This is a genomic window from Endozoicomonas sp. 8E, assembly GCF_032883915.1.
Taxonomy (GTDB): domain Bacteria; phylum Pseudomonadota; class Gammaproteobacteria; order Pseudomonadales; family Endozoicomonadaceae; genus Endozoicomonas_A.
Map to the genome: position 1 here is coordinate 4,727,670 of NZ_CP120717.1, position 25,850 is coordinate 4,753,519.

General features: G+C 45.4%; 16 protein-coding genes and 1 pseudogene. 2 read left to right on the top strand and 15 right to left on the bottom strand.

Annotated features, from left to right (window positions below):
- Positions 1-164: 164 nt before the first annotated feature.
- From P6910_RS15850 to P6910_RS15880, 7 genes and pseudogenes are all read right to left on the bottom strand, one after another.
- Positions 165-1,967, bottom strand: a complete 1,803-nt coding sequence (locus tag P6910_RS15850) for an F-box/WD40 repeat-containing protein (protein ID WP_317142253.1) — start codon at positions 1,965-1,967, stop codon at positions 165-167.
- 166 nt (positions 1,968-2,133) lie between these two features.
- A complete protein-coding gene (locus tag P6910_RS15855; RefSeq protein WP_317142254.1) occupies positions 2,134-3,936 on the bottom strand; it encodes an F-box/WD repeat-containing protein in 1,803 nt (600 codons plus the stop codon).
- Positions 3,937-4,090: 154 nt separating this feature from the next.
- Positions 4,091-5,899: an F-box/WD repeat-containing protein gene (locus tag P6910_RS15860; protein WP_317142255.1), complete on the bottom strand. Its 1,809-nt coding sequence runs from the start codon at positions 5,897-5,899 to the stop codon at positions 4,091-4,093.
- Positions 5,900-6,067: 168 nt separating this feature from the next.
- The gene (locus P6910_RS15865) at positions 6,068-7,873 is read right to left on the bottom strand and encodes an F-box/WD40 repeat-containing protein (protein ID WP_317142256.1); all 1,806 of its coding nucleotides are present in this window, start codon (positions 7,871-7,873) and stop codon (positions 6,068-6,070) included.
- A gap of 118 nt (positions 7,874-7,991) precedes the next feature.
- Positions 7,992-9,833: an F-box/WD40 repeat-containing protein gene (locus P6910_RS15870; RefSeq protein ID WP_317142257.1), complete on the bottom strand. Its 1,842-nt coding sequence runs from the start codon at positions 9,831-9,833 to the stop codon at positions 7,992-7,994.
- A gap of 247 nt (positions 9,834-10,080) precedes the next feature.
- Positions 10,081-10,533: an IS200/IS605 family transposase gene (tnpA, locus tag P6910_RS15875; RefSeq protein ID WP_317142097.1), complete on the bottom strand. Its 453-nt coding sequence runs from the start codon at positions 10,531-10,533 to the stop codon at positions 10,081-10,083.
- Positions 10,534-10,630: 97 nt separating this feature from the next.
- Positions 10,631-10,972 (bottom strand): annotated as a pseudogene (locus tag P6910_RS15880) (hypothetical protein); the annotation flags it as partial.
- 225 nt (positions 10,973-11,197) lie between these two features.
- Between P6910_RS15880 and P6910_RS15885 the strand changes: the two are divergent.
- Positions 11,198-11,809, top strand: a complete 612-nt coding sequence (locus P6910_RS15885) for a hypothetical protein (RefSeq protein WP_317142259.1) — start codon at positions 11,198-11,200, stop codon at positions 11,807-11,809.
- 265 nt (positions 11,810-12,074) lie between these two features.
- Here the strand turns inward: P6910_RS15885 and P6910_RS15890 are convergent, their stop codons facing one another.
- The 7 genes from P6910_RS15890 to P6910_RS15920 all read right to left on the bottom strand — a co-directional run bounded on the left by P6910_RS15890 (position 12,075) and on the right by P6910_RS15920 (position 23,862).
- Positions 12,075-13,955: an F-box/WD repeat-containing protein gene (locus P6910_RS15890; protein WP_317142260.1), complete on the bottom strand. Its 1,881-nt coding sequence runs from the start codon at positions 13,953-13,955 to the stop codon at positions 12,075-12,077.
- A 158-nt stretch (positions 13,956-14,113) separates the two neighbouring features.
- Complete coding sequence (locus P6910_RS15895) at positions 14,114-15,904, bottom strand: F-box/WD repeat-containing protein (protein ID WP_317142261.1); 1,791 nt, start codon at positions 15,902-15,904, stop codon at positions 14,114-14,116.
- Positions 15,905-16,086: 182 nt separating this feature from the next.
- Entirely contained in the window at positions 16,087-17,430 is a 1,344-nt protein-coding gene (locus P6910_RS15900) for a WD40 repeat domain-containing protein (protein ID WP_317142262.1), read from the bottom strand.
- A gap of 82 nt (positions 17,431-17,512) precedes the next feature.
- The gene (locus tag P6910_RS15905) at positions 17,513-17,899 is read right to left on the bottom strand and encodes an F-box protein (RefSeq protein WP_317142263.1); all 387 of its coding nucleotides are present in this window, start codon (positions 17,897-17,899) and stop codon (positions 17,513-17,515) included.
- A gap of 169 nt (positions 17,900-18,068) precedes the next feature.
- Positions 18,069-19,877 carry an F-box/WD repeat-containing protein gene (locus P6910_RS15910; protein WP_317142264.1) on the bottom strand — a complete coding sequence of 603 codons (1,809 nt, stop codon included), beginning with the start codon at positions 19,875-19,877 and terminating at the stop codon, positions 18,069-18,071.
- 187 nt (positions 19,878-20,064) lie between these two features.
- Positions 20,065-21,873: an F-box/WD40 repeat-containing protein gene (locus tag P6910_RS15915; protein WP_317142265.1), complete on the bottom strand. Its 1,809-nt coding sequence runs from the start codon at positions 21,871-21,873 to the stop codon at positions 20,065-20,067.
- Positions 21,874-22,053: 180 nt separating this feature from the next.
- Entirely contained in the window at positions 22,054-23,862 is a 1,809-nt protein-coding gene (locus P6910_RS15920) for an F-box/WD repeat-containing protein (RefSeq protein ID WP_317142266.1), read from the bottom strand.
- Positions 23,863-24,758: 896 nt separating this feature from the next.
- Between P6910_RS15920 and P6910_RS15925 the strand changes: the two genes are divergently transcribed.
- Entirely contained in the window at positions 24,759-25,322 is a 564-nt protein-coding gene (locus tag P6910_RS15925; RefSeq protein WP_317142267.1) for a hypothetical protein, read from the top strand.
- Positions 25,323-25,392: 70 nt separating this feature from the next.
- Here P6910_RS15925 and P6910_RS15930 read toward each other — a convergent pair whose 3' ends face one another.
- Positions 25,393-25,563 (bottom strand): F-box protein, encoded by a 171-nt coding sequence (locus P6910_RS15930; RefSeq protein WP_317142268.1) that lies wholly within the window; start codon positions 25,561-25,563, stop codon positions 25,393-25,395.
- Between the last annotated feature and the right edge of the window lie 287 nt (positions 25,564-25,850).

Below are 25,850 nucleotides of genomic sequence, written 5' to 3' on the forward strand. Positions count from 1 at the left end.
AAGTCTTCACCTCCCCCGATGAGCAAAGATATTCAAAATTGATGAAGTCAATTAGAGTCGGCTTTGAAATAAAAGTTCATAATAGGTTGTTAATTATCACTAAAGAAATTTCTGCCTTTCAGCACATGCGCAATGGCGTCCCTTTTATTGACCACAGCAAACAATCAATGATTCATCGATAACTTATAAATCGTCAAAATGTTATCGGGAAAGGGCGAAACCAGATGGTGGCCATTGACGCTGAGGGCAGTTGATTCGGCCGTACCTCTATGGGTAACAACGGCTTTTTCTACCCATAATCCATTGGTCATCTGGCCATATATTTTTGCCGTACCATCTTTACTGGTGGTCACCACCAGGCGACCATCAGCACTGAAGATGGCTGTTTTGAGTGAAGCATCATGGGAAATGATGGCCTTCTCGACCCAGGATCCGTCAGTCTTCAGACCATAGATTTTCGCTTTGCCATCAAAACCGGCGGTCACCAGGTGACGCTCATCGGGGCTGAAGGTGGCTGAGATGACACCCTTATCATGGTAAATGGTGCGTTTTTCTTCCCATGATCCGTCGTCCTTTTTACCATAGATTTTCGCCGTGTTATCATAACTTGTCGTCACCACATGGCTGCCATTGGGGCTGAAGGCGGCTGAGTCGACATTGCGATTATGGGAAATGATGGCTTCTTCTCCCCATGATCCATCGTCCTTCAGACCACAGATTTTCGCCGTGTTATCCTCACTGGCCGTGACCAAATGGCGGTCATCGGCACTGAAGTTAGCTGAGTTGACAGAGCAATCATGGAAAATGATGGTTTCTTCTTCCCATGAGCCATCGTTCCTTTGACCATAGATTTTCGCTGTGCCATCGGAAGAGGCCGTCGCCACACGGCGACCATCAGCGCTGAAGGTGACTGATTGGATCAGTCGGTCATGGGAAATGGTGATTTTTTTTACCCATGATCCATCAACTTCCTGACCATAAATTCTTGCTGTGTTATCGCTGCTGGCGGTCACCAAATGACGACTATCAGCACTGAAGACGGCAAAGTCGACCCAGTTATCATGGGCAATGGTGAGTTTTTCTTCCCATGACCCATCGTCTCCCTGAGCACAGATTTTCGCCGTGTTATCCGAACTGGCGGTCACCAGATAGCGGTTATCAGCACTGAAGGTGACTGAAGCGAAACTGCCATCATGGAAAATGCTAAGTTTCTCTGCCCATGATCCCTCGACCTGACCATAGATTTTTGCCGTTTCAATGACACTTTCGGTCACCACATGGCGGCCATCGGCACTAAAGAGGGCTGATACGATTTCGTGGTTATGGGAAATGATGGTTTCTTCTTCCCATAATCCATTGGCCCTCTGGCCATAGATTATCGCCGTTGCATCGTCACTGGCCGTCACCAGATGGCTACCATCAGCGCTAAAGGTGGCTGTATTCACCTTGCCTTGATGAACAATAACCGCTTCTGTATCGACATTATACTTTTCGTATTGAGACATCAGTCGGGCTTTGGCGAAATGAAACAGGGCGGGAAAATAAACGGCCTTTCGGTGTTTTATGAGTGATTCAACTAACGCTTGATCTTTCGTAAACGGTCGCAGCCAATTTCGGAGCTGTTCTTTCTCCTGTACAGGAAGGCTTTTCTTCAATTGATATTGGTGTGGTAAAGAAAACCGGCGATACCATGTCTTTTCCAGAACATGTTCGCTTTTAATAAGCCTCTTAAAGTGAGTAGAGACCTGTTGCAAACTGACAATATCCCGAAGCTCCAGAAAACGAAAAATTTTGAGGGTTAATTCCTCGGGCAAATCGTGCAATAAAGCGGTTTTCTCTATTTCTTTTTCAGCTACAGCGACGAACCTGCCCGCACTGACACCCGATGCTTCTTCCCCCAATGAAGTGCTCACAGGTGGTAGCGAAGGTGAACCGGCCATGTCGGAATGATTAACGTCAGAATACATATCTGGTTTCTCTTAAGTCTTCACCTCCCCCGATGAGCAAAGACATTCAAAATGGATGAAGCCAATTAGAGTCGGCTTTGAAAGTATGTCGTTAGATGCCACTAAAAAGATTTCTGCCTTTCAGCACCTGCGCAATGGCGTCCCTTTTATTGATCACAGCCAATAATCAAGTTTTCATCGAGAGCTTATAAATTCTCAATTCGTTATAGTGAAAGGGCGAAACCAAATGATGGCCATTGGCATTGAGGGCAGTTGATTTGGCCAAACCTCTATGGGCAACAACGGCTTTTTCTACCCAAAATCCATTAATATCCTGACCATAAATTTTTGCCGTTCCATCTGTACTGGTGGTCACCACAAGGGGGCCAACGGCGCTAAAGGTGGCTGATTTGACGGCACTCAAATGAGAAATGATGGCCTTTCCGACCCAGGATCCGTCAGTCTTCAGACCGAAGATTCTCGCCATGCCATCGTTACTGGCCGTCACCAAATGGCGGCTATCGGGGCTAAAGGTGGCAGAGCTGACATAGTTATCATGGAAAATAGTGCGTTTTTCTTCCCATGATTCGTCGTCCTTCTTACTAAAGATTTTCGCCGTGTTATCGTGACTGGTTGTCACCACATGGCAGCTGTTGGGGCTGAAGGCGGCTGAGTTGACATAGCGATTATGGGAAATGACGGCTTCCTCTCCCCATGATCCATCGTCCTTCAGACCACAGATTTTCGCCGTGTAATCCTCACTGGCCGTTACCAAATGGCGGTCATCGGCGCTAAAGGTAGCTGATTTGACAAGGCAATCATGGGAAATTATGGTTTCCTCTTCCCATGAGCCATCGTCCTTTTGACCATAGATTTTCACTGTGCCATCGTTGGAGGCTGTCACCACACGGTGACTATCGGCACTGAAAGTGACTGAGTTGATCCGTAGGTCATGAAAAATGGTGATTTTTTTTACCCATGATCCATCAACTTCCTGACCGTAGATTCTTGCTGTGTTATCGCGACTGGCGGTCACCAAATGACGACTATTGGCGCTGAAGACGGCAAAGTCGACCCAATCATCATGGGAAATGGTGAGTTTTTCTTCCCATGTGCCATCGTCTCCCTGAACACAGATTTTCGCCGTGTTGTCATTACTGGCGGTCACCAAATGGCGGCCACAGACACTGAAGGTGACTGAGCACAAATCGCCATCATGGGAAATGGTGAGCTTCTCTTCCCATGTCCCATTGATTTGGCTATAGATTTTTGCCGTACAATCCCAACTGGCGGTCACCACATGGCAGCCATCGGCGCTGAAGATGGCAGATTTAACAAAGTCTTGATGGGAAATGACGCCTTTTTTTGTCCATGATCCACCGGCCCTGTGGCCATAGATTATCGCCGTTGCATCGTCACTGGCCGTCACCAGGTGGCTTCCATCGGCGCTGAAGGTGGCTGAGTTCACCCCGTCTTCATGAGCAATAACGGCCTCTGTATCGACATTATACTTTTCGCATTGAGACATCAGCCGGGCTTTGGCGAAATGGAAAAGGGCAGGAAAATAAACGGCCTCTCGGTGTTTTATGAGTGATTCGACTAACGCTTGATCCTTCGTAAACGGTCTCAGCCAATTTCGGAGCTGTTCTTTATCCTCAACAGGAAGGTTTTTCTTCAATTGATATTGGAGTGGTAAAGAAAACCGGCGATACCATGTCTTTTCCAGAACATGTTCGTTTTTAATAAACCTGTTAAGGTGAGTAGACACCTGTTGCAAGCTGACAATATCCCGAAGTTCCAGAAAACGAAAAATTTTGAGGGTTAATTCCTCGGGCAAATCGTGTAATAAAGCGGTTTTCTCTATTTCTTTTTCAGGCACAGCGACGGACCTGCCCACACTGACACCCGATGCTTCTTCCCCCAATGAAGTGCTCACAGGAGGTAACAAGGGTGAATCGACTAAGCCAACGTTATTAGCGTTAGGGGTCATGTCTGGTTTCTCCTGAGTTACTGTCTTCCAGACTAACAAGGACGTTCAAAATTGATGCGGTAAATTGGAGTCGGTTTTTAAATAAAAGTTCAAAACAGGGTCTTGAAAATTTTCTTTTTTTTATGACGACCCTTTTATTTCTTAAGGCAAACAATCAATGATTCATCGATAGCCTATAAATTTGCACCGTGCCATCGGTACAGGTGGTCACCAGATGATGGCCATCAGAGCTAAAGCTGGCTGAGTCAATCGAACCGTCATGGAAAATGATGGCTTTTTCGACCCATGATCCATCCATCTCCTGACCATAGATTTTTACCGAACCATCTCGAGTGGCAGTCAACACATGGCGACCATCGGGACTAAAGGAGGCTGTATTGATCCGGGAATCATGGGAAAGGGTGGTTTCTTCCTGCCATGATCCATCAGTCTTCAGACCGTAGATTTTTGCCGTTCCATCTTTGCTGGCGGTCACCACACTGCGTCCATCGGGGCTGAAGGTGGCTGAGATGATTGAGTTACGATGGGAAATGGTGACTTTTTCTTCCCATGATCCATCATCCTTTGGACCACAGATTTTCGCCGTCTTATCCTCACTGACGGTTACTATGTAGTTGCCATCGGGACTAAAGGCGGCTGAATGGACACCACAACTGTGGGAAATAGTGGTTTCTTCACTCCATGACCCATCGGCCTTCAGGCCAAAGATTTTCGCCGTCTTATCGAAACTGGCGGTCAGCAGACGGCTGGCATCAGGACTGAATATGACTGAGCTGACCCAGCGATCGTGGGGAATAGTGAGTTTTTCTTGCCATAATCCATCGTTCTCCTGGCTGTAGATTTTCACCTCGAAAGCCCAACACATGGTCACCAAATGACGGTCATCGGCGCTGAAAGTGGCTGATTCGACCCAGTTATCATGGGAAATGGTGGCTTTTTCTTTCCATGACCCATCAGCCTCCCGGCTAAGGATTTTCGACGTCATATCGTAGCTGCCGGTTACTACATGAAAGCTATCAGCGCTGAAGGTGGCTGAGGTGATCCGGCGATTATGAGAAATGGTGAGTTTTTGCTCCCATGACCCATCAACGCCCAGACCATAGATTTCTGCCGTGTTATCGTTGCTGGCGGTCACCACAAAGCAGCCATCCGGGCTGAAAGTAGCTGACTCGACGAAGTCTTCATGGGAAATGGTGGTTTTTTCTTCCCAGGACCCATCGGCTTTCATACCATGGATTTTCACCTTGTTATCCCATCCGCAGACGGTCAACACGTGGCAGTCATTTGCACTAAAGGTGGCAGAATCGACAAAATGATCATGGAAAATGGTCATTTTTTCTACCCATTTACCATCGTCCTCCTGACCATATATTTTCGCCGTGTTGTCGTAACTGGCCGTCACCAGATGGCGGCCATGGTTGCTAAAGACGGCTGATGAGACTCCAATATTATGTGCAATGGTAGCTTTTGTATCCAAATGGAATGTTTTACATCGAGACATTAATTCAGTTCTGGTGAAATGGAATAGAGCAGGAAAATAAACTGTCTTTCGATATTTTATGAGTGATTTTACCAGGGCTTCGTCCTTCGTAAACGGCCGCAGCCAATTACGAAGTTGTTCTTTATCCTGTGCAGGAAGGATTTTCTTTAGTTGATATTGGTGTGGTGAAGAAAACCGTTGATACCATGCCTTTGCCAGAGCATGATCGTTTTTAATAACCCTGTGCAAGTAACTCGACACCTGTTGCAGTCGGGCAATATCCCGAAGTTCCAACAAGCGAATAATTTTGAGGGTTATTTCCTCGGGCAGATCGTGCAATGAAGTGGTTTTATTTATTTCTGTGTCAGGTAAAGTGACAGACCTGCAGGCACTGACACCCGATTCTTCAACCCCCAGTCGTTCCAGATTGGCAGGTAGCGAGTATGAACCGGATATGCCGGTGTGACTAACCTCAGAATGCATATCTGATTTCTCCTGAGTTATTTTCCTCCTCGATTAACAACGAGGTTCGAAATGGATAAAGTCAATTAGAAACCGCTTTGAAATAAAAGTTCCTGACAGGGTCTTAAGTTTGTGCTTTGCAGCGAATGCAGAACGGCATCCCTTTTGTTTGTCACCTTAAACAAACAATCATTTATTCCTCTTTAGTTTATTAATGCGCACCTTGTTATCCTCAGAGATGATCGCCAAGTGGTATCCATCGTTGCTGAAAATGACTGATTTGACCGGACTTTTATCGGAAATGATGACTTTTTCAACCCAAGATCCATCAGTCTTGTGACCATAGATTTTTGCCGTTCCATCCTGACTGATGCTCAGCACATGGCAGCCATCGGCACTGAAGGTAGCTGATTTGACCTCACCTTTATGGGAAATGATGGCTTTTTCGACCCATGACCCGTCAGTCTTCTGTCCGCAGATTTTCGCCTTGCCATCCTTACTGGCAGTCACCATATGGCGGCTATCGGGGCTGAAGGTGGCTGAGATGACATCGTCATCATGGGAAACGCTGAGATTTTTTTCCCAGACTCCGTCGTCCTTCTGACTACAGATTTTCGCCTTACCATCTTTACTGGCAGTCACCACATGGCGGCCATCGGGACTAAAGCCGGCTGAGTTGACCCAATTATCATGCAAAATGGTGACTTCTTTTTCCCATGAGCCGTTAAATCTCTGACCACAGATCTTTGCCTTGCCATCTCTACTGGCGGTCACCACACGACAACCATCGATGCTGAAAGTGGCTGAGGTGACCCAGTTATCATGCAAAATGGTGGCTTCTTTTTGCCATGAGCTATCAGTCCCCCGGCTATGGATTTGTGCCTTATTGCCTGTACCGGCGGTCACCACAAGACGGCTATCAGCGCTAAAGCTGGCTAAGTCAACATTGTAATCATGGGAGATGATGGCTTCTTCTACCCATGATCCATCAGTCTTCTGACCATAGATTTTCGCCTTTTTATCTCTACTGACGGTCACCACATGAAGGCCATCGGCGCTGAAGATGGCTAAGTTGATGGAATGATCATGTGAAATGGTGAGTTTTTCTTCCCATGATCCATCGTCCTTCAGGCCACAGATTTTCGCCGTGTTGCCCCAACTGCTGATCATTAAATGGCGACCATCGGCGCTGAAGGTAGCTGAGCTGATCGTATCATTATGGGAAATGGTGAGTTTATGTACCCATGCCCCATCCGCTTTCTGATCATGGATTTTTATCTGCCTCTCCCAACCGATGGTCGCCATATGGCGGCTATCGGCGCTGAAGATCGCTGATCTGACAGGGTCCCGATGGAAAACAATACCTTTTTCTTCCCATGATCTGTTAGCCTTCTGGCTAAAGATTTTCGCCGTCTTATCGCTGCTGGCCGTCACCAAATGGCGGCCATCGGGACTGAAGCTAGCTGAGTTGACCATAAGATCATGGGCAATGATGACTTTTTTAACGACTTTAAATACTCTGCATTCAGACATCAGTCGAGCTTTGGTGAAATAGAACAGAGCAGGAAAATACGTTTTCTTTCGTTTTTTTATGAGCGATTTGACTAACGCTTTATCCTTCGTAAATGGCCGCAGCCAGTGACGGAGTCGTTTTTTATCCTTTGTGGGCAGGCTTGTCTTTAATTGATATTGGTCTGGTGAAGAAAACCGGTGATACCAGGCCTTTGCCAGAACATGATTGCTTTTAATAACCCCATAAAAGTGAGTAGATACCTGCTGTAAACGGGCAATATCCCGAAACTCCAACAAGCCAATAATTTTGATGGTTAATTCTTCGGGCAAATCGTGTAATGAAGCTGTTTTCTTTATTTCTTCATCAGGTAGAGCGATGGATCTGCCCGCACTGACAACAGATGGTTCTCGCTCCAATCGTGGGAGCCTGGTCGGGGGCGAGGATGAACCAACCATGACGGATTTATTATTTACAGTATCCATAACTGATTTACCCTGAGTTACCCCCGATTAACAAAGACATGCAAATTTTATCGAGAAACTTTGCGTCGATTTTGAAATAAAAGCCCATAAAACGGTGTTCGAAGTTTAAGAAAAGTGATCAAGGTGGCGGGCTTATGGATCGTGGAAAAGCACTGAACGTATACTTCTTCAGCAGCAGGTCGACGGGTGCAAAAGCACTGGTGGTCAGCACATGGTGACCGTCAGTGCTAAAAGTAGCTGAGCGAATTGAAGCATCCTGTAGCATCATGGCTTTTTCGACCCATGATCCATCAACCTGCTGACCATGGATTATTACTGTTCCATTCACAGTGGCGGTCACCACATGTCGGCCATCGGAGCTGAAGGAGGCTGAGCTGACCCAGTTATAACGGGAAATGATAGTTTCTTCCCTCCAGGATCCATCGATCTTGAGACTATAGATTTTTGCCGTTCCATCTTTACTGGCGGTCACCACTCGGCGTCCATCGGCACTGAAGGCGGCTGATCCGATATAGTTATCATGGGAGATGGTGATTTTTTCTTCCCATGAGCCATCAGGCTTCAGACCACAGATTTTCACCAGGTTATCGTCACCGATAGTCATTACATAGCAACCATGGGGGCTGAAGATGGCTGATTTGACACTGAGATGGTGAGAAATGGTGGCTTCTTCTTCCCATGAACCACCCGTCTTGAGACCAAAGATTTTTGCTGTGTAATCGTGACTGGTGGTCACCACTCTGCGACTATCAGCACTGAAAGTGACCGAGGTGATCCAGAAATCGTGGGAAATGGTGACTTTTTCTTCCCATGATCCATCGACCTCAAAGCCAAGAATTTTGGCCTTCTTGTCATTGCTGACGGTCACCAAATAGCGGTCATCGGGACTAAAGACGGCTGAGGTGACCCAATTATCATGGAAAATGGTGGTTACTTCTCTCCATGACCCATCGGTCTTCTGACCATAGATTTTTGCCGTGTTATCGCAACCGAGGGTCACAAGATGGTGGCTATCGCCGCTAAAACAGGCTGAGGCGACCCAGCCACTATGGGAAAGAGTGAGTTTATGTTCCCATGAGCCATCGCCGCTCAGACCGTAGATTTTTGCCGTGTTATCGTTACTGGCGGTTACCATATGGCATCCGTCCGGGCTGAAGGAGGCTGAGTTGACACATTCATCATGGGAAAAGCTAGCTTTTTCTTCCCATGAGCCATCGGCTATCTGTCCATGGATTTTCACCATATTTTCAAGACCACTGAAGGTCACCAGATGACAACCATCTCCGCTAAAGGCGCCTGAGCGGATCCAGTAATTCTGGGGAAAGATCGCTTTTTCTGCCCATGAACCGTCGACCTCCTGCCCATACAATTTCGCCTTCTTATTATTATGATCGGTCGTCAACACATGGCGGCCATCGGCGCTGAAGACTTTTGGATCAACGCAATGATTTGAAATGGTCGCTCTTGTATCTAAATTGAACGTCTTACATTGAGACATGAGTACAGTTCTGGTGAATTGGAACAAAGCAGAAAAATAAACGTTATCTCGCTTTTCTATGATTGATTCAATTAACGCTTCATCCTTCGTAAACGGTCGCAGCCAGTTACGAAGCTGTTCTTTATCCGTGGCTAGAAGGATTTTCTTAAGTTGATATTGATGTAATGAAGGAAACCGTTGATACCATTTCTTTGCCAGAGCAAAATCGTTTTTAATAACCCTGTTTAAGTGAGTCGACACCTGTTGTAAACGGGCAATATCCCGAAATCCCAACAAGCGAATAATTTTTATGGTTAATTCCTCGGGTAAATCGTGTAATAAAACGGTTTTCTTAATTTTTGTATCTGGTATAGCCACGGTTCTACCCACACTGACACCAGATGACTCTCCCTCTGATTGTGCCAGATTGTTTGGGGTCGATGATGAACCGACTATGCCTGCGTTATTAGCATCAGAAAGCATATCTGTATTTTCCCGGGTTAGTAGCGCCCCAATAAACAAAGACGTTCAAAATTGATAAAGTGAATTAGAATCTATTTTGAAATAAAAGTTCAAAACATGGTCTTAAAAAGTTTTTGTCTTTAAGCGCATGCAGAGTAGCGTCCCTTTTATTTCTAAAAGCAAACAGTCAATCATTCATCGAAAGCTTATAAGTTAAATGACCTCCGGCAGAGCCGGAGGCTTATTAGGTGACGCCCTCAAAGGGCTTTTATTGCGCCCAAGGGCGCGTGTCAAAACCAAGTTTCAGCTGATCTCGTGTTTCATCATTTTTCTCCTGATTTCGGATATATTCCCTAACCACATCTTCATCAAGACCTACTGTGCTGACGAAATACCCTCTTGCCCAGAAATGCTCACCAGAAAAATTCCTCTGCTTACCTTTGAAGTGTCTCGCAATAGCTATTGCGCATTTACCCTTCAAATAGCCAACAACATTGGAAACAGAGTATTTCGGCGGAATGCTAATGCAAATATGAACGTGATCTCGCATCAAATGCCCTTCCACAATTTCACACCCTTTGCGACTGGCAAGATCGTGGAAAATGGCTCCCAGAAATTTTCTCAAGCTCCCATAAATAACCTTTTGCCTTTTTTTGGGAATAAAGACAATGTGATACTTACAATCCCATCGAGTATGAGTCAGACTTTTGTAGTCTGGCATAAGTTAAACCTCTTGGTTCTTGGCGGAACCTTTGAGGTTAGCTACCGAAGCCTCGGTATAACCTATGCGAGTCTCCCCGGCATAGCCGGGGGTTTACCTAATGATTAATTATCACGCTGTTATCGTTAAAGGGCGCCACCAGATGGTGGCCATTGGTGCAAAGGCGATTTACTTCGGTCGAATCTCTATGCCTATGGGTAACGATGGCTTTTTCTACCCATGATCCAAAAGTATCCTGACCATAAATTTTTTCCTTCCCATCCGAACTGGTGGTCACCACAAGGCAGCCATCAACACTGAAAGTGGCTGATTCGACAACACCAAGATGGGGAATGATGGCCTTTTCGACCCAAGTTCCGACAGTCTTCAGACCACAGATTTTCGCCGTGTGATCGAGACTGGCCGTCACCACATGGCGGCTATCGGCGCTGAAGCTGGCTGAGTTGACTCAGAGATGCGAGGCAATGGTGACTTTTCTGAGACTGCTCTGAGCGTTTCGCATTCAGACATCAGTCGGGCTTTGCTGAAAATGATAGCGGCTTTTTGATGCATGCAACTTTTGACAGAATAATAGTGCTGACTTCAGTGCTGTTATCCTCCTGCAAAATAATAAAAAAGTGCTACATTTCAGGGTTAATTTTCAAAGTAAATAAACCTGAAGCACATGAAAAATCACAGAGCCATTGTAATCACTCGAATTATTTTTATTATTTCTGTTTTGTACTCATATAATGCCAATGCGTCACCGCTCTATAATGCGTTTAACAGTCTGGCTACCCTCATTGATGAGGTACATTTAAAAGAGTTTCAACTAACTGGACGAGTCTTATACACTTTTTCTCATTCAGTGTTGAATAGAAATCTCGAAATGCTAAAACTATACTGCGCTTCATTACTTGCCAGACAGCAGCCAAGAGCAGTTCCTTCAAAAAAGTTCTATGTAAGAAAAATGAAAGAACGACTGCTTTGCCGTGTGCCTGAATGCTCTTCCCAACATGAGGAACAGAATTTAGACCAGTTAACATCTCGTTGTAAAGGGGTGGGTTACTTTCCATTTCATGAAAGCGGAGAAGTATATGATGACGGACAATATGTACTTTTTTCTGAAATAGATGCGCTGGAAGATAGAGAAATCAGCGAAAAGGCAAAAGAATTTTTATCAAAATTCTACAATTTGTTGAAAAATGATGAGCTTTTTTTAACAAAGTGTACTAATTCTGGCTTGGACAGTGAGTACAAAATAACGATGGATTTAATGAGTGCAGTGTTACATTAACATTGCAGACTGAACAAAATTGCCAGTGAATGGGTGTGTTGCGCGAAAGGAGACCGCTTGAGGTAATGGGCTTGCAGAATACCTGCTATCGGTCACCAATTCGCCCTTTCATAAGTACCTGTCCCGTTGGTTTCGCATAGTCTGGCGAGAGGATTTTTTCATCCTTCAAGGCGCAACGACGGGCGCGTAGCCGTAGCTACGCAACCAGAGTTGGAACGCAGAAGGATGGAAAAAGCGGCCGTCCAGAATATGCGAAACCAACTGGTTAGGTACTTATCAAGCTTTGTCCCGAAACTGTCCCCTGCAGAGGTGGTGGACTTGTGGGTTGTGGAAAAGCACTGAGCGTATACTTCTTTAGCAGCTGGTCAACGGGTGCAAAATAACAGGTAGTCATTACATGGTGACCGTCATTGCTAAAAGTAGCTGAGTCAATCGAACCATTCTGTACAATGACGGCTTTTTTGACCCATGATCCGTCAACCTCCTGACCATAGATTATTGCTGCTCGATCTTTACTGGCGGTCACCACGTGGCGACCATCGGGGCTAAAGGAGGCCGAGTTGACCGAGGAGGTATGGAAAATGGTGACGTCTTCCCTCCATGATTCATCGGCCTTCAGACCATAGATTTTTGCCGTTCCATCTTCACTGGCGGTCACCACACCGCGCCCATCGGCGCTGAAGCTGGCTGAGTTAATATAGCCATAGTGGGAGATGGTGACTTTTTCTTCCCATGAACCATCCACCCTGGGACCACAGATTTTCACCTTGTTATCGTCACTGATGGTGATTACATAGCAGCCATTGGGGCTGAAGGTGGCTGAGGTGACCTCGAGATCGTGGTAAATGGTCATTTCTTCTTCCCATGACCCACCCGTCTTGAGAGCAAAGATTTTCGCTGTGAAATCGTTACTGGTGGTCACCACTCTGCAACCATCAGCACTGAAAGTGACCGAGCTGACCCAGAAATCGTGGGAAATGGTGCCTTTTTCTTCCCATGATCCGTCGCCCTTAAAACGGCAGATTTTGGCCCTGAAATCTTCGCCGACGGTCACCACATGGCGGTTATCGGGGCTAAAGGTGGCTGAGGTGACCCAATCATTATGAGAAATGGTGGCTACTTCTCCCCATGATCCACAGACCTTCTGACCATAAATTTTTGCCGTGTTATCGCAACTGACAGTCACCAGATGGTGGCTATCCGCACTGAAACAGGCTGAGTTGATCCAATCATTATGGGAAATGGTGAGTTTTTGTTGCCATGAGCCATCGACGCTCTGACCATAGATTTTTGCCGTGTTATCGTTACTGGCGGTTAACACATAGCAGCTATCCGGGCTGAAAGAGGCTGAGTTGATGTAATCATCGTGGGAAATGGTCGCTTTTTCTTCCCATGAACCATCGGCTTTCTGACCGTGGATTTTTGCCTTGTAACCCGAACTGCTGAGGGTCACCACATGGCTACCATCGCCACTGAAGGTGGCTGAGTCGATAGAGTCATCATGGGCAATGGTCACTTTTCTTAACCATGACCCGTCGACCTCCTGACCATATACTTGTACCTTTTTACGATCACAACCGAACGCCACCAAATGGCAGCCATCGGCGCTGATGGCTTCTGAAATGACCCAATTATTTGAAATGGTGTCTTTTGTACCTAAATTAAATGTTCTACACCGAGACATGAGCCCAGTTCTGGTGAAATGGAACAAAGCCGAAAAATAAACGCTCTTCCGGCTTTTTATGAGTGATTCAATTAATGTTTCATCCTTGGTAAAGGGTCGCAGCCAACTACGAAGTTGTTCTTTATCATTGGCAGGAAGAATTTTCTTAAGTTGATATTGATGTAATGAAGGAAACCTTTTATACCATGCCTTTGCCAGAGCATGATCGTTTTTAATAACCCTGTTTATGTGAGTCGATACCTGTTGTAAACGGGCAACATCCCGAAGTTCCAACAAGCGAATAATTTTGATGGTTAATTCCTCGGGCAAATCGTGCAATAAAACTGTTTTCTTAATTTCTCTGTCAGGTATAGCGACGGATTTACCCACACTGACACAAGGTGCCCCCCCCTCTAATCGTGCGAGCTTGGTTGGGGTCGAGGATGAACCTACTATGCCTGATTCTTTAGCAGCATAAAGCATATCTGGTTTTTCCAAAGTAAGTAATGCCCCAAAAGACAGGGACGCTCAAAATTGATGAAGTAGATTAGAATCAATTTTGAAATAAAAGTTCAAAATATGGTCTTAAAAAGTTTCTGCATTTCAGCACATACAGAATGGCGTCCCTTTTACGCAAACAGTCAATCATTCATCGACAGCTTATAAATGATCACGCAGTTATCGTTTAAGGGTGCCACCAGATGGTGGCCACTGGCGCTAAGGCGATTTACTTCGGTCGATTCTTTATGTCTATGGGTAACGATGGCTTTTTCTACCCAGGATGCAAAAGTATCCTGACCATAGATTTTTGCCTTCCCATCCGAACTGGTGGTCACCACAAGGCGTCCATCGGCGCTGAAGATGGCTGATTTGACAGCATCCAGATGGGAAATAATGGCCTTTTCGACCCAGGATCCGTCAGTCTTCAGACCGTAGATTTTCGCCGTGTGATCGAGACTGGCCGTCACCACATGGCGACCATTGGGGCTGAAAATGGCTGTGAGGACCCGGTCTCCATGGCGGATAGTGCACTTTTCTTCCCATGATCCGTCGCCCCTCTGACCGTAGATTTTTGCAGTCTTGTCCCAACTGGCGGTTACCACATGGCGGCCATCGGGGCTAAAGGCGGCTGATTTGACATAGTCATTATGGGAAATGATGACTTCTTCTTCCCATGATCCATCGTCCTTTTGACCGCAGATTTTCGCCGTTTTATCGCAACTGGCCGTTACCAAATGGCGGCTATCGGCACTAAAGGTGGCGTCGACGCTTTTATCATGGTCAATGGAGACTTCTGTTCCCCACGATCCGTAAACGATTTTCACCTTGTGATCGACACCGACAGTCACAACATGGCAGTTATCGGGGCTGAAGTCGGCTGATATGATACTAGCGTCATGGAAAATGGTGACTTTTTCTTCCCAGGATCCATCGACCTTCTGACCGTAGATTTTTGCAGTCTTGTCCCAACTGGCGGTCACCAAATGGCGACTATCGGCGCTGAAGGTGGCTGAGAGGACCCATTCATCATGGGAAATAGTGAGTTTTTCTTCCCATGTCCCATCGTCTCTCTGAACACAAATTTTCGCCGTGCTATCGTGGCTGGCGGTCACTAAATGGCGGCCATCGGCACTGAAGGCAACTGAGGAGCAATCGTCATAATGGGAAATGGCGAGTTTCTGTGCCCATACCCCATCGACTTGACCATAGATTTTTACCCTATAATCAAAAGTGGCGATCGCCAGGTGGCGGCCATCGTCGCATAAGACGGCCAATTCAACATTGTCTTCGTGGGGAATGAAGATTTCTCTTTCCCATGATCCATTGGCCTTTTGGCCGTAGATTTTCACGCCATCGCCGCCCTCGGACATCAGGCGGCTGCCATTGCCGCTGAAGGTGACTGAATACACTCCGATTTCATGGGTAATCTCGACTTCTCTGACTGCATTATAGGTTTTGCATTCAGACATCAGCCGGGCTTTGGTGAAATAAAAGAGAGCCGGAAAATAAACTTTCTCTCGCTCATTTATGAGTGATTCAACGAACGCTTCATCCCTGGTAAACGGTCGCAGCCAATGACGGAGTTGTTCTTTATTCTTTGTAGCAAGGATTTTCTTTAATTGATCCTGGTGTGGTAAAGGAAACCGGCAATACCAGGCCCTTTCCAGGGCATGATCGTTTTTAACAGCCCAGTTAAAGTAATTACAAACCTGCTGTAAGCGGGTAACATCTCGAAACTCCAACAAACCAATAATTTTATTGGTTGTTTCAACAGGTAAATCGAAAAATAAAGATTTTTTCGTTTTTCCCTTATCAGGTATAGCGATGGACCTGCCTGCGCTGACACTGGATAATTCCTCCTCCGATCGATCACGATTAGTTGACGGCGAGAGTGAACCAACCATGGTGGATTTATTATCCGTAGCTTCCAAACCTTGCGCCTCCTGATTAGCATTCTCCCCGGATAAAAAAGGGCGTTAAAAATTAAGACAGTAAATCAGACTCGGTTTTGTAATAAAAGTTCATGACATTGCCTTAAGTGCCATTAAAGAAGCCTCTGTCGTTCAGCGCATGCAGAATGGTGTCCCTTTTATTTGTCACAGCAAACACACAATCATTTATTCTTCTGTAGTTTAATAATTCGCACCTTGCTATCGTACGAATTGGTCACAAGGTGATGTCCATCGACGCTGAAAGTGGCTGATTTGAGCGGACTTTTGCTATAGATGGTGACTTTTTCGACCCATGATCCATTCTTCCTGAGACCATAGACTTTTGCCGTTCCATCCTCACTGGTAGTCAGCACTTGGCAGCCATCGGCGCTGAAGCTGGCTGATTTGACCACCGATTCGTGGGAAATGGTGGTTTTTTCGACCCATGATCCGTCAGCCTTCTGACCACAGATTTTCGCCTTGCCATCTTTACTGGCGGTCACCACATGACTGCTATCGGGGCTGAAGATGGCTGAGGTAACAGCGCCATCATGGCAAATGGTGAGCTTTTTTTCCCATGATTCATCGTCCTTCAGACTAAAGATTTTCGCGGTCTTATCGTCACTGGCGGTCACCACATGGCAGTCATCAGGGCTAAAGATGGCCGACTTGACGCAACAATCGTGGAAAATGGTGGCTTCTTTTTCCCACGAGCCATTGTCCTTCCGACGAAAAATTTTTGCTGTGCCATCTCCGCTGGCGGTCACCACGCGGCGAGAATCGCCGCTGAAGTTGGCTGAGTAGACCCATTCGTCATGCAAAATGATGACTTCTTTTTCCCATTGACCATCAGCCTTCTGGCTATGGATTTTTACTTCCTTGCCACTCCCTGCGGTCACCACAAGACGGCTATCGTTGCTAAAGCTGGCCAGGTAGATACAATCTTTATGAGAAATGGTAGCTTCTTCCTCCCATGATCCATCGGTCTTCTGACCATAGATTTTCACCTTTTTATCCATACTGACGGTCACTAGATGGCGGCCATCGGCACTGAAGGTGACCAGGAAGAGCCTATGATCATGCAAAATGGTCAGTTTTTCTTCCCAGGATCCATCGTCATTCTGACTGCAAATTTTCGCAGTATGATCCCAACTGCCGACCACCAGGTGACGACTATCGGGACTGATGTCAACTGTGCTGATCGTAGCATTATGGAAAATAGTGAGTTTATGTACACATGACCCATCAGCCTTGAGATCATGGATTTTTACCTGACTATCGCGTCCGGCGGTCACTACATGGCAGCTATCGGGGCTGAAGATGGCAAAGTAGACAAAGCTATCATGGGAAATAATGGCTTTTTCTACCCATGAGCCATTGGTCTTCTGACTATAAATTTTCGCCGTATTATCGCAGCTGGCTGTCACAATGTGGGAACCATCAGGGCTGATGCGGGTTGACGTGACCGAGTAATCATGGTCAATAATCGCTTTTGTAACTGCTTTAAATGTTTTGCATTCAGACATCAGTCGAGCTTTGGTGAAATAAAACAGAGCAGGGAAATAAGAAATCTTTCGTTTCTTTATAAGTGAGTTGACTAATGCTTTATTACTTGTAGAGGGGCTGCAGCGGTAGCCAAAGACAAAGTTGTTTTTTATCCTCTACAGAAAGGATTGTCTTTAATTGATCTTGGTCTTGAGCAGTAAACCGCTGGTACCATGCTTTCTCCAAAGCATGATCATTTTTAATAACCCTGTTAAAGTAAGTACTGACCTTCCGTAAACGTACAATATCCCGAAACGCCAACAAGCGAATAATTTTGATGGTTAACTCCTCGGGCAAATCGAGCAATGAAGCTGTTTCCTTTAATTCTTTGTCAGCTGCAACGATGGACCTGCCAGCACCAAAACCAGATGGTTCTCTTGCGAACCGTGTCAGCTTGGTTGAGGGCAATAGCGAACCGATCATGCCTGAGTTGTCAGTCTTGATATCCATATCTGGCTTCTCCTTAATGAGGACCTCCCTCGATTAACAAGGACTTTTTAAATTGCTGGAGTAAATTAGAGTTGGTTGCGAAATAAAAGTTCAAAACAGGGTCTTACAACGAAGTTTCTGTCTTTCTCACAAACTCAATGGCGTCCCTTTTATTTGCCACAGTCAACCATCATTCACTCGTCCGCAGTTTATTAATTCGCACTTCATTATCGCTGCTGATGGTCAATACATGGTTACCATCGGCGCTGAAAGTGGCTGAATTGATCGAATATTTATGGGAAAGGATGGCTTTTACGACCCATGATCCATCAGTGTGCTGGCCAATAATTCTCGCCGTGCAGTCATCACTGGCGGTTACCACATGGCGACCATCAGGGCTAAAGGTGGCAGAGTTGATCGGACCATCATGGGAAAGGGTGCGCTTTTCTTTCCACAATCCATTGAGCTCAAGGCCGAAGATTATCAATGTGCCATCGTTACTGGCGGTCAGCAAATGACGATCATCAGGGCTGAAGGCGGCAGAGTTGACAGTGCCATCATGGGAAATGGTGACATTTTCTTTCCATAATCCATTGACCTGCCGACTATGAATTTTGACCTTGTCATTTCTAGCGACGGTCACCACATGGTGGCCATTGGCTGTTAGCCTGGCTGATTCGACCCAGTGACCATGGGTAATAGTGGCTTCATGTCCCCATGATCCATCAGTCTTCTCACCATAGATTTTCGCCGTGTTATCAACACTTGCCGTCACCACACGGTGGCCATCAAGGCTGAAAGTAGCTGATTTCAAACGGTAATCATGGAAGATGGTCACTTTTTCTAACCATGATCCGTTCTCTTCCAGATGGTGGATTTTCGCCTTGTGATCACCACCGACGGTCACCGCATGGCGGCCATTGGCAGAGAAGTTGACTGATAAGACCCAGTGATCATGGGTAATGAAGGCTTCTTCTTCCCATGAACCATCAGTCTTCACACCATAGATTTTCGCCGTGTTATCGAAACTGGCAGTGATCAAATGACGGCTATCGGGGCTGAATGTGACAGATGTGACCCAATTACTATGGGAAAGGATGAGCTTTTCTTCCCATGATCCATCATCCTTCTGGCTAATAATTTTTGCCGTGAAGTCGTCGCTGCAAGTTACCAAATGGCGATCATCAGGACTGAAGGAGGCTAAGCCGATAAAACCACTATGGGCAATAGTGAGTTTATGCACCCATGCCCCACCGACTTCCTGACCATAGATTTTCGACGTGTTATCCACACTGACGGTCACCACATGGTGGCCATCGGCACTGAATGTGGCTGAGGTGACGTGACCATCGTGGGAAATGACGGCTTCTTTTACCCATAATCGCTTATTTTCATTCTGACCATAGATTTTCGCCTTTCTGTCGTTACTGGCGGTCACCAGATGACGGCTATCGGCACTGAAGTTGGCTGATCTGACACGGTCACGATTGGCAATGGTTGCTTTATTCTCTAAATCAAATGTTTTACATCGAGACATCAGTCCAGCTCTGGTGAAATAGAACAAAGCAGGAAAATAAACCTTCTTTCGGTATTTTATGAGTGATTTGACTAACGCTTCATCCTTCGTAAACGGACTCAGCCAAAGCAGGAGTTGTTTTTTATCATCTGTAGGAAGGCTTGTCTTTAATTGATATTGGTGTGGTAAAGAAAACCGCTGATACCACGACTTTGCCAGAGCATGGTTGTCTTTAATAACCCTGTGTAAGTGGGTAGATACCTGTTGCAAACGGGCAATATCCCTGAGTTCCAACAAGCGAATAATTTTGAGGGTTAATTCCTCGGGCAAATCGTGCAATGAGGGTGTTTTCTTTATTTCTTTTTCAGCTACAGCGACAGACCTGCCCGCACTGTAACCCGATGGTTCTGGTGCCAATCGCGCGAACTGGGTTGTGGGCGAGGAATAACCGACCATGCTGGATTTATTATTTGCAGCATCCATCACTGATTTTCCCTGGGTTAGTATTAAGTACCTAACCAGGTACTTACCGACGATTGATAAGGAGTTTCAAAATTGATGAAGCAAATTAGAGTCGGTTTTGAAATAAAAGTTCATAAAATGGTGTCCTGAGTTTCTGTCTTTGAGCACATGCAGAATGGCGTCTGTTTTTATTTATCACAGCAAACAATCAATTAATTTTTGAATCCAGCTTCATCGATAATTTATTAAATTGCACTTTGTTATTTGTCGTGCTCGTAACGACGTATTGGCTACCAGCGCTAAAGCCGACTGAGCGGATCGATTCATCATGGGAAATAATGACTTTTTCGCCCCATGATCCATCAATCTCCTGACCATGGATTTTTGCCGTTCCATTTATATGAGTGCTCAGCAGGTAGCGGCCATCGGCACTGAAGATGGCTGATTGGAACGAATGGGAAATAATGCTTTTTTCGACCCATGATCCATCAGCCTTCCTGCCAGAGATTTTCCTGGTACCATCTTTACTGCTGGACAACAGATGGCGACTATCGGGGCTGAAGATGGCTGAGATGTCTCGGTCATAATGGGGAATCGTGAGCTTTTCCTCCCATAGTCCATCGTCCTTCCGACCAAAGATTCTCACCGTGTTAAGACTGGTGGTCACCACATAGCGACTATTGGGGCTAAAGCTGGCTGATTTGACCTCGTGATAATGGGAAATGTTGGCTTCTTGTTCCCATGCGCCATCGGTCTTCTGACCGTAGATTTTCGCGCTGTTATCGTCACTGGCTGTCACCACTCGGCAACCATCGCCGCTGAAGGTGACTGATTTGATCAATCGGTTATGGGAAATGGTGACTTTTTCTACCCATAAACCATTGATATTCTGACCGAAGATCTTCGCCTTGTAGTCATCACTGACGGTCAATACATGGCGGTTATCAGCACTAAAAATGGCAGACATGACACAGTCACTATGGCGAATGGTAGTTTCTTCTTCCCATGAACCATCGGTCTTCTGCAGGTAGATTTTCGCGGTTTTATCAAGACTGGCCGTCACCATTCGGCGACCATCGGCGCTGAAGGTGACTGAACTGATCTTGAGGTCATGGGAAATAGTGATTTTTTCTACCCATGCGCCATCGACTTCCTGACCATAGATTTTTGCCATGAAGCCGTTAATAACCATCACTAAATGACGACTATCGCCGCTAAAGGTGACAGAGTTAACCCAATCATAATCGGAAATGACAAATTTTTCTTTCCATGACTCATCATCTCCCTGCCCAAAGATTTTCACCGTTTCACTCTTACTGACGATCACCAAATGACGGCCATTGGTACTGAAGGCTGAGGTGAAATAGTCATCATGAGAAAGGGTGAGTTTACAAGCCCATGTTCCATCAGACTTCTGACCGATGATTTTCACCTTGTCATCACTACTGGCGGTCACCAGATGGCGGCCATCGGTGCTGAAGACGAAAGATTTCACCCGGTCACTATGAGTAATGACAGCCTCTGTATCTACATAATACTTTTTGTATTGGGACATCAGCCGAGCTTTGGTGAAATAGAACAGAGCAGGAAAATAAGTTTTCTTTCGTTTTTTTATGAGCGATTTGACTAACGCTTTATTCTTTGTAAATTGCCGCAGCCATTGACGGAGTTGATTTTTATCCTCCACAGGCAGGGCTGTCTTTAATTGATATTGGTCCGTTGAAGAAAACCGTTGATACCATGCTTTCTCCAAAGCAAGATCATTTATAATAACCCGGTTAAAGTAATTGCTAACCTTCCGTAAAACTGCGATATCCCGAAACTCCAGCAAGCGAATAATTTTGATAGTTAATTCCTCGGGCAAATCCAGCAATGAAGCTGTTTTCTTTAATTCTTTGTCAGCTGCAGCTACAGACCTGCCAGAACCAAAACCAGATGGCTTCCAGCCGGATCGTACGAGCTTGATTGGGGGCGATGATGACCCGACCATGCCTAAGTTGTCAGTCCTGGAATCCATATCCGACTTCTCCTTAATTAAGTACCTAACCAGTTACTTAGCCCCCCTCGATTAGCAGGACGTCCAAAATTGATGTAGAAAGTTAGAGTCGGTTTTGAAATAAAAGTTCATAAAATGGTGTTTTAATCTGTCTTTGAGCACATACAGAATGGCGCCCCGTTTATTTGCCACAGCAAACAATCACTTGTTCATCCTTAGTTTAATAATTCGCACTTTATTATCGCTGCTGATGGTCAATATATGGTTACCATCGGCGCTGAAAGTGGCTGATTGGATCGAACGTTTATGGGAAAGGATGGCTTTTACGACCCATGATCCATCAGTGTGCTGGCCAATGATTCTCGCCGTGCCGTCATCACTGCCGGTTACCACATGGCAACCATCGGGGCTAAAGGTGGCAGAGTTGACCCAACCATTATAGAAAAAGGTGCGTTTCTCTTCCCATGATCCATTGATCTTGAGGTCACAGATTCTCACCGTGCCATCGTAACTGGCGGTCACCACATGGCGGTCATCAGGGCTGAAGGTGGCTGAGTTGACCCAATCATTATGGGACAGGGTGAGCTTTTCTACCCATGATCCATTGACCTGCCGGCTATGGATTTTGACCTTGTAATCTCCACCAGCGGTCACCAAATGGCGGCCATTGGCAGTTAAGTTGGCTGATATAACCCGGCTATCATGGGAAATAATGGCTTCTTGTTCCCATGAGCCATCAGTCTTCTGACCATAGATTTTCGCCGTGTTATCCAAACTGGCCGTCACCAAATGATGGCCATCGACGCTGAAGGTAGCTGACTCCACGTAATCATCATGGGAAATGGTCACTTTTTCTAACCATGACCCATTTTCTTCCAGGTGGTGGATTTTCACCTTGTGATCATCACCGGCGGTCAGCGCATAGCTACCATCAGCGCTAAAAGCGACTAATTGGATCCAGTGATCATGGATAATGATGGCTTCTTCTTCCCATGATCCATCAGTCCTCTCACCATAAATTTTCGCCGTGTTATCGAAACTGCCGGTCATCACACGACGGCTATCAGAGCTGAATGTGACAGAGTCGACCCAGTGATTATGGGAAATGATGAGTTTTTCTTCCCATGACCCACCATCCTTCTGGCTAATAATTTTCGCCGTGTGGTCGTCACTGCCCGTTATCAAATGCAGACCATCTGGGCTGAAAGAGGCTGAGATGATGAAACCATTATGGGAAATGGTGAGTTTATGTACCCATGACCCACCGACTCCCTGCCCATAGATTTTCGCCGTGTGATCCTTACTGATCGTCAACACGTGGCGGCCATCGGCACTGAATGTGGCTAAGGTGACGTCACGATCGTGGGAAATAGTGGCTTGTTTTACCCATAATCGCTTATTGTTCTTCTGGCCATAGATTATCGCCTTTTTGTCGTTACTGGCGGTCACCACATGACGGCTATCCGCGCTGAAGTTGGCCGATCTGACACGGTCGTAGTGGGCAATGGTAGCTTTTTTCTCTAAATCAAATGTTTTAAATTGAGACATTAGTCCAGTTTTTGCGAAATGAAACAAAGCAGGAAAATAAACTTTCTTTCGGTATTTTATGAGTGATTCGACTAACGCTTCATCCTCCGTAAACGGCCTCAGCCAACGACGAAGTTGTTTTTTATCTTCTGCAGGAAGGCTTGTCTTTAATTGATATTGATATGGTGAAGAAAACCGCTGATACCATGCCTTTGCCAGAGCATGATTGTTTTTAATTACCCTGTGTAAGTGAGTCGATACCTGTTGTAATCGGGCAATATCCCGAAGTTCCAACAAGCGAATAATTTTAATAGTTAATTCCTCGGGCAAATCGTGCAATGAAGCAGTTTTCTGTATTTCTATTTCGGGTACAGCAATGAACCTACCTGCACTGACACCAGATGATTCCCCCTCCGATCGCGCGCGACCAGCTGACGGCAAGATTGAACCGGCTATGCCGGGTTGACTATTGATAGAATCCAAACCTGATTTCTCCTGTGTTAGAATTCTCCCTCAATTAAAAAAGAGCTTTCAAAACTGATGCAATTAATCAGAGTAGGTTGTGAAATAAAAGTTCACTAATTGGGGTTAAGTGCTAATTGACATCCTCCTCCACCGGAATCAGGGCTGTCGCAAAACTCTGGTTCCCATTCTCCAGAGGGTGTCGCAACAGTAGCGAGCAAAGCTGAGACAAGGCAAAAAGTGGCGAAAAAGCACAGTTTACAGCGAGTGAATGAGCAGTTTGAGTCACTTTTTAACGCAGTATCAGCGAAGCGCAGCACTTTTGCGACACCTTCTCCAGGCGTGGGAACCCGTAACTTATCTCATGCTGTAGAGTCCGGTTTTCAGTGGAGGTATGCATTCACGCGCAGAGCGTCGCTGGATTCAAGCAGTTGGCCGACTCAAGGCTGTGAAAACTCATACGATTGGTAGAGTTCAATCATGGTTTTGTGAGCCAAATTATCGTAGTCGTTTATTTTTGACTGCTTGATTCATTTTTTTGGTCTTACACGTCATCATTTTACTGAATAACTTTGGTGAGATGGCATCGTGTGTCTTTTAAACCTTTGCAGTCGTTTTTCCACGTTTTATCGAGTTTGACGCCATTCCCAAAGTGAAAGTTTGAGCCGTTCCGGTGAATCTTAAGCAAGATCAATTATATATTAGTTTCTAACTTATAAAATTTTTCTATGACCAGACTTTTTCTATTTTTGATTTCTCTCCTTACTTTTTCTTCGCTTCGATAGGCTGGGGATAAGGCCCAATAGGTACTAAAAATCGAGGTAACGACACAAACGGCGAATTTGATTCAGGCGCTTTGCTTTTCCAGATATCCAATGCTACTTTCCATCGTAATGTAAATTTTAGATCACTCTAGTATGAGACTCACAAATACGACTTTAGTGTTATTAATATGTTTACTTTCTTGTTATTCAAGCGCAACAGTACTTTCGACTGCTACTCGCCTCATCTCACTAAACGACAAAGCTTTAGCAATATCATTTAAAAAAAATGAAGCTAGTCATAGAATGCTTGTGAGTGCTAGTGAATCATCTGGGCTTTCAGGTATGATTGAGGCAACTAGAATGATGAGAGCAGTGCTTTCAAGTGAAAGTCGATCTAACCCGACAGATCCTAAAGATATATATTTAGGGCAATTATGGAACTTGGCAGAAATCGGCATAGGTAGTGATCCGTTAGATCTGATGGCGACTTTTTCTGAATTTTCTCCAGTGTCTCGGTCAGGTGGTTCACTTGATAGAGCTTTTGAGGTTTTGCAAAGAAACAAAAGTTTGAATGAAGACTTAAAGAAGGTCTTGCTCATGGTATTGAAAATACTTAATGAGAGTAGTGAGATTATAAACTCATTTACTGAATTAGGACTAATAGAGAAGCTTCAAGAAATAAAAGAAGAGATTGAGGAGTTGGGTCAAAGTGAATAAAAAAAAGAATTCGTAAATGTTCGCAGCCAATTACAGAGTTGTTCTTTATCCTCTGTGGGAAGACTCGTCTTTAATTGATATTGGTGTGGTGAAGAAAACCGCTGAAACCATGCCTTTGCCTGGCATGATTGTCTTTTACAACCCTGTGTAGGTGAGTCGATACCTGCTGTAATCGGGCAATATCCCCAAGTTCCAACAAGCGAATAATTTTAATGGTTAATTCCTCAGGCAAATCGTGCAATGAGGCTGTTTCCTTTATTTCTTTTTCAGCAACAACGATAGACCTGCCCGCACTGTAATCAGACGGTTCTCTGGCCCGATCTTGCGAGCATGGCTTGGGGCGAGGAATAACCGACCCTGCCGGAGCTATTATCAGCAGTATCCGAAACCGATTTTTCCCGGGTTAGTATGACCAGTAATAAGGACGTTCAAAATTGATGAAGTAAATTAGAGTCGGTTTTGAAATAAAAGTTCATAAAATAGTCTTAAGTACAATTAACGAACTTTCTGTCTTTCGGCGCATGCAGA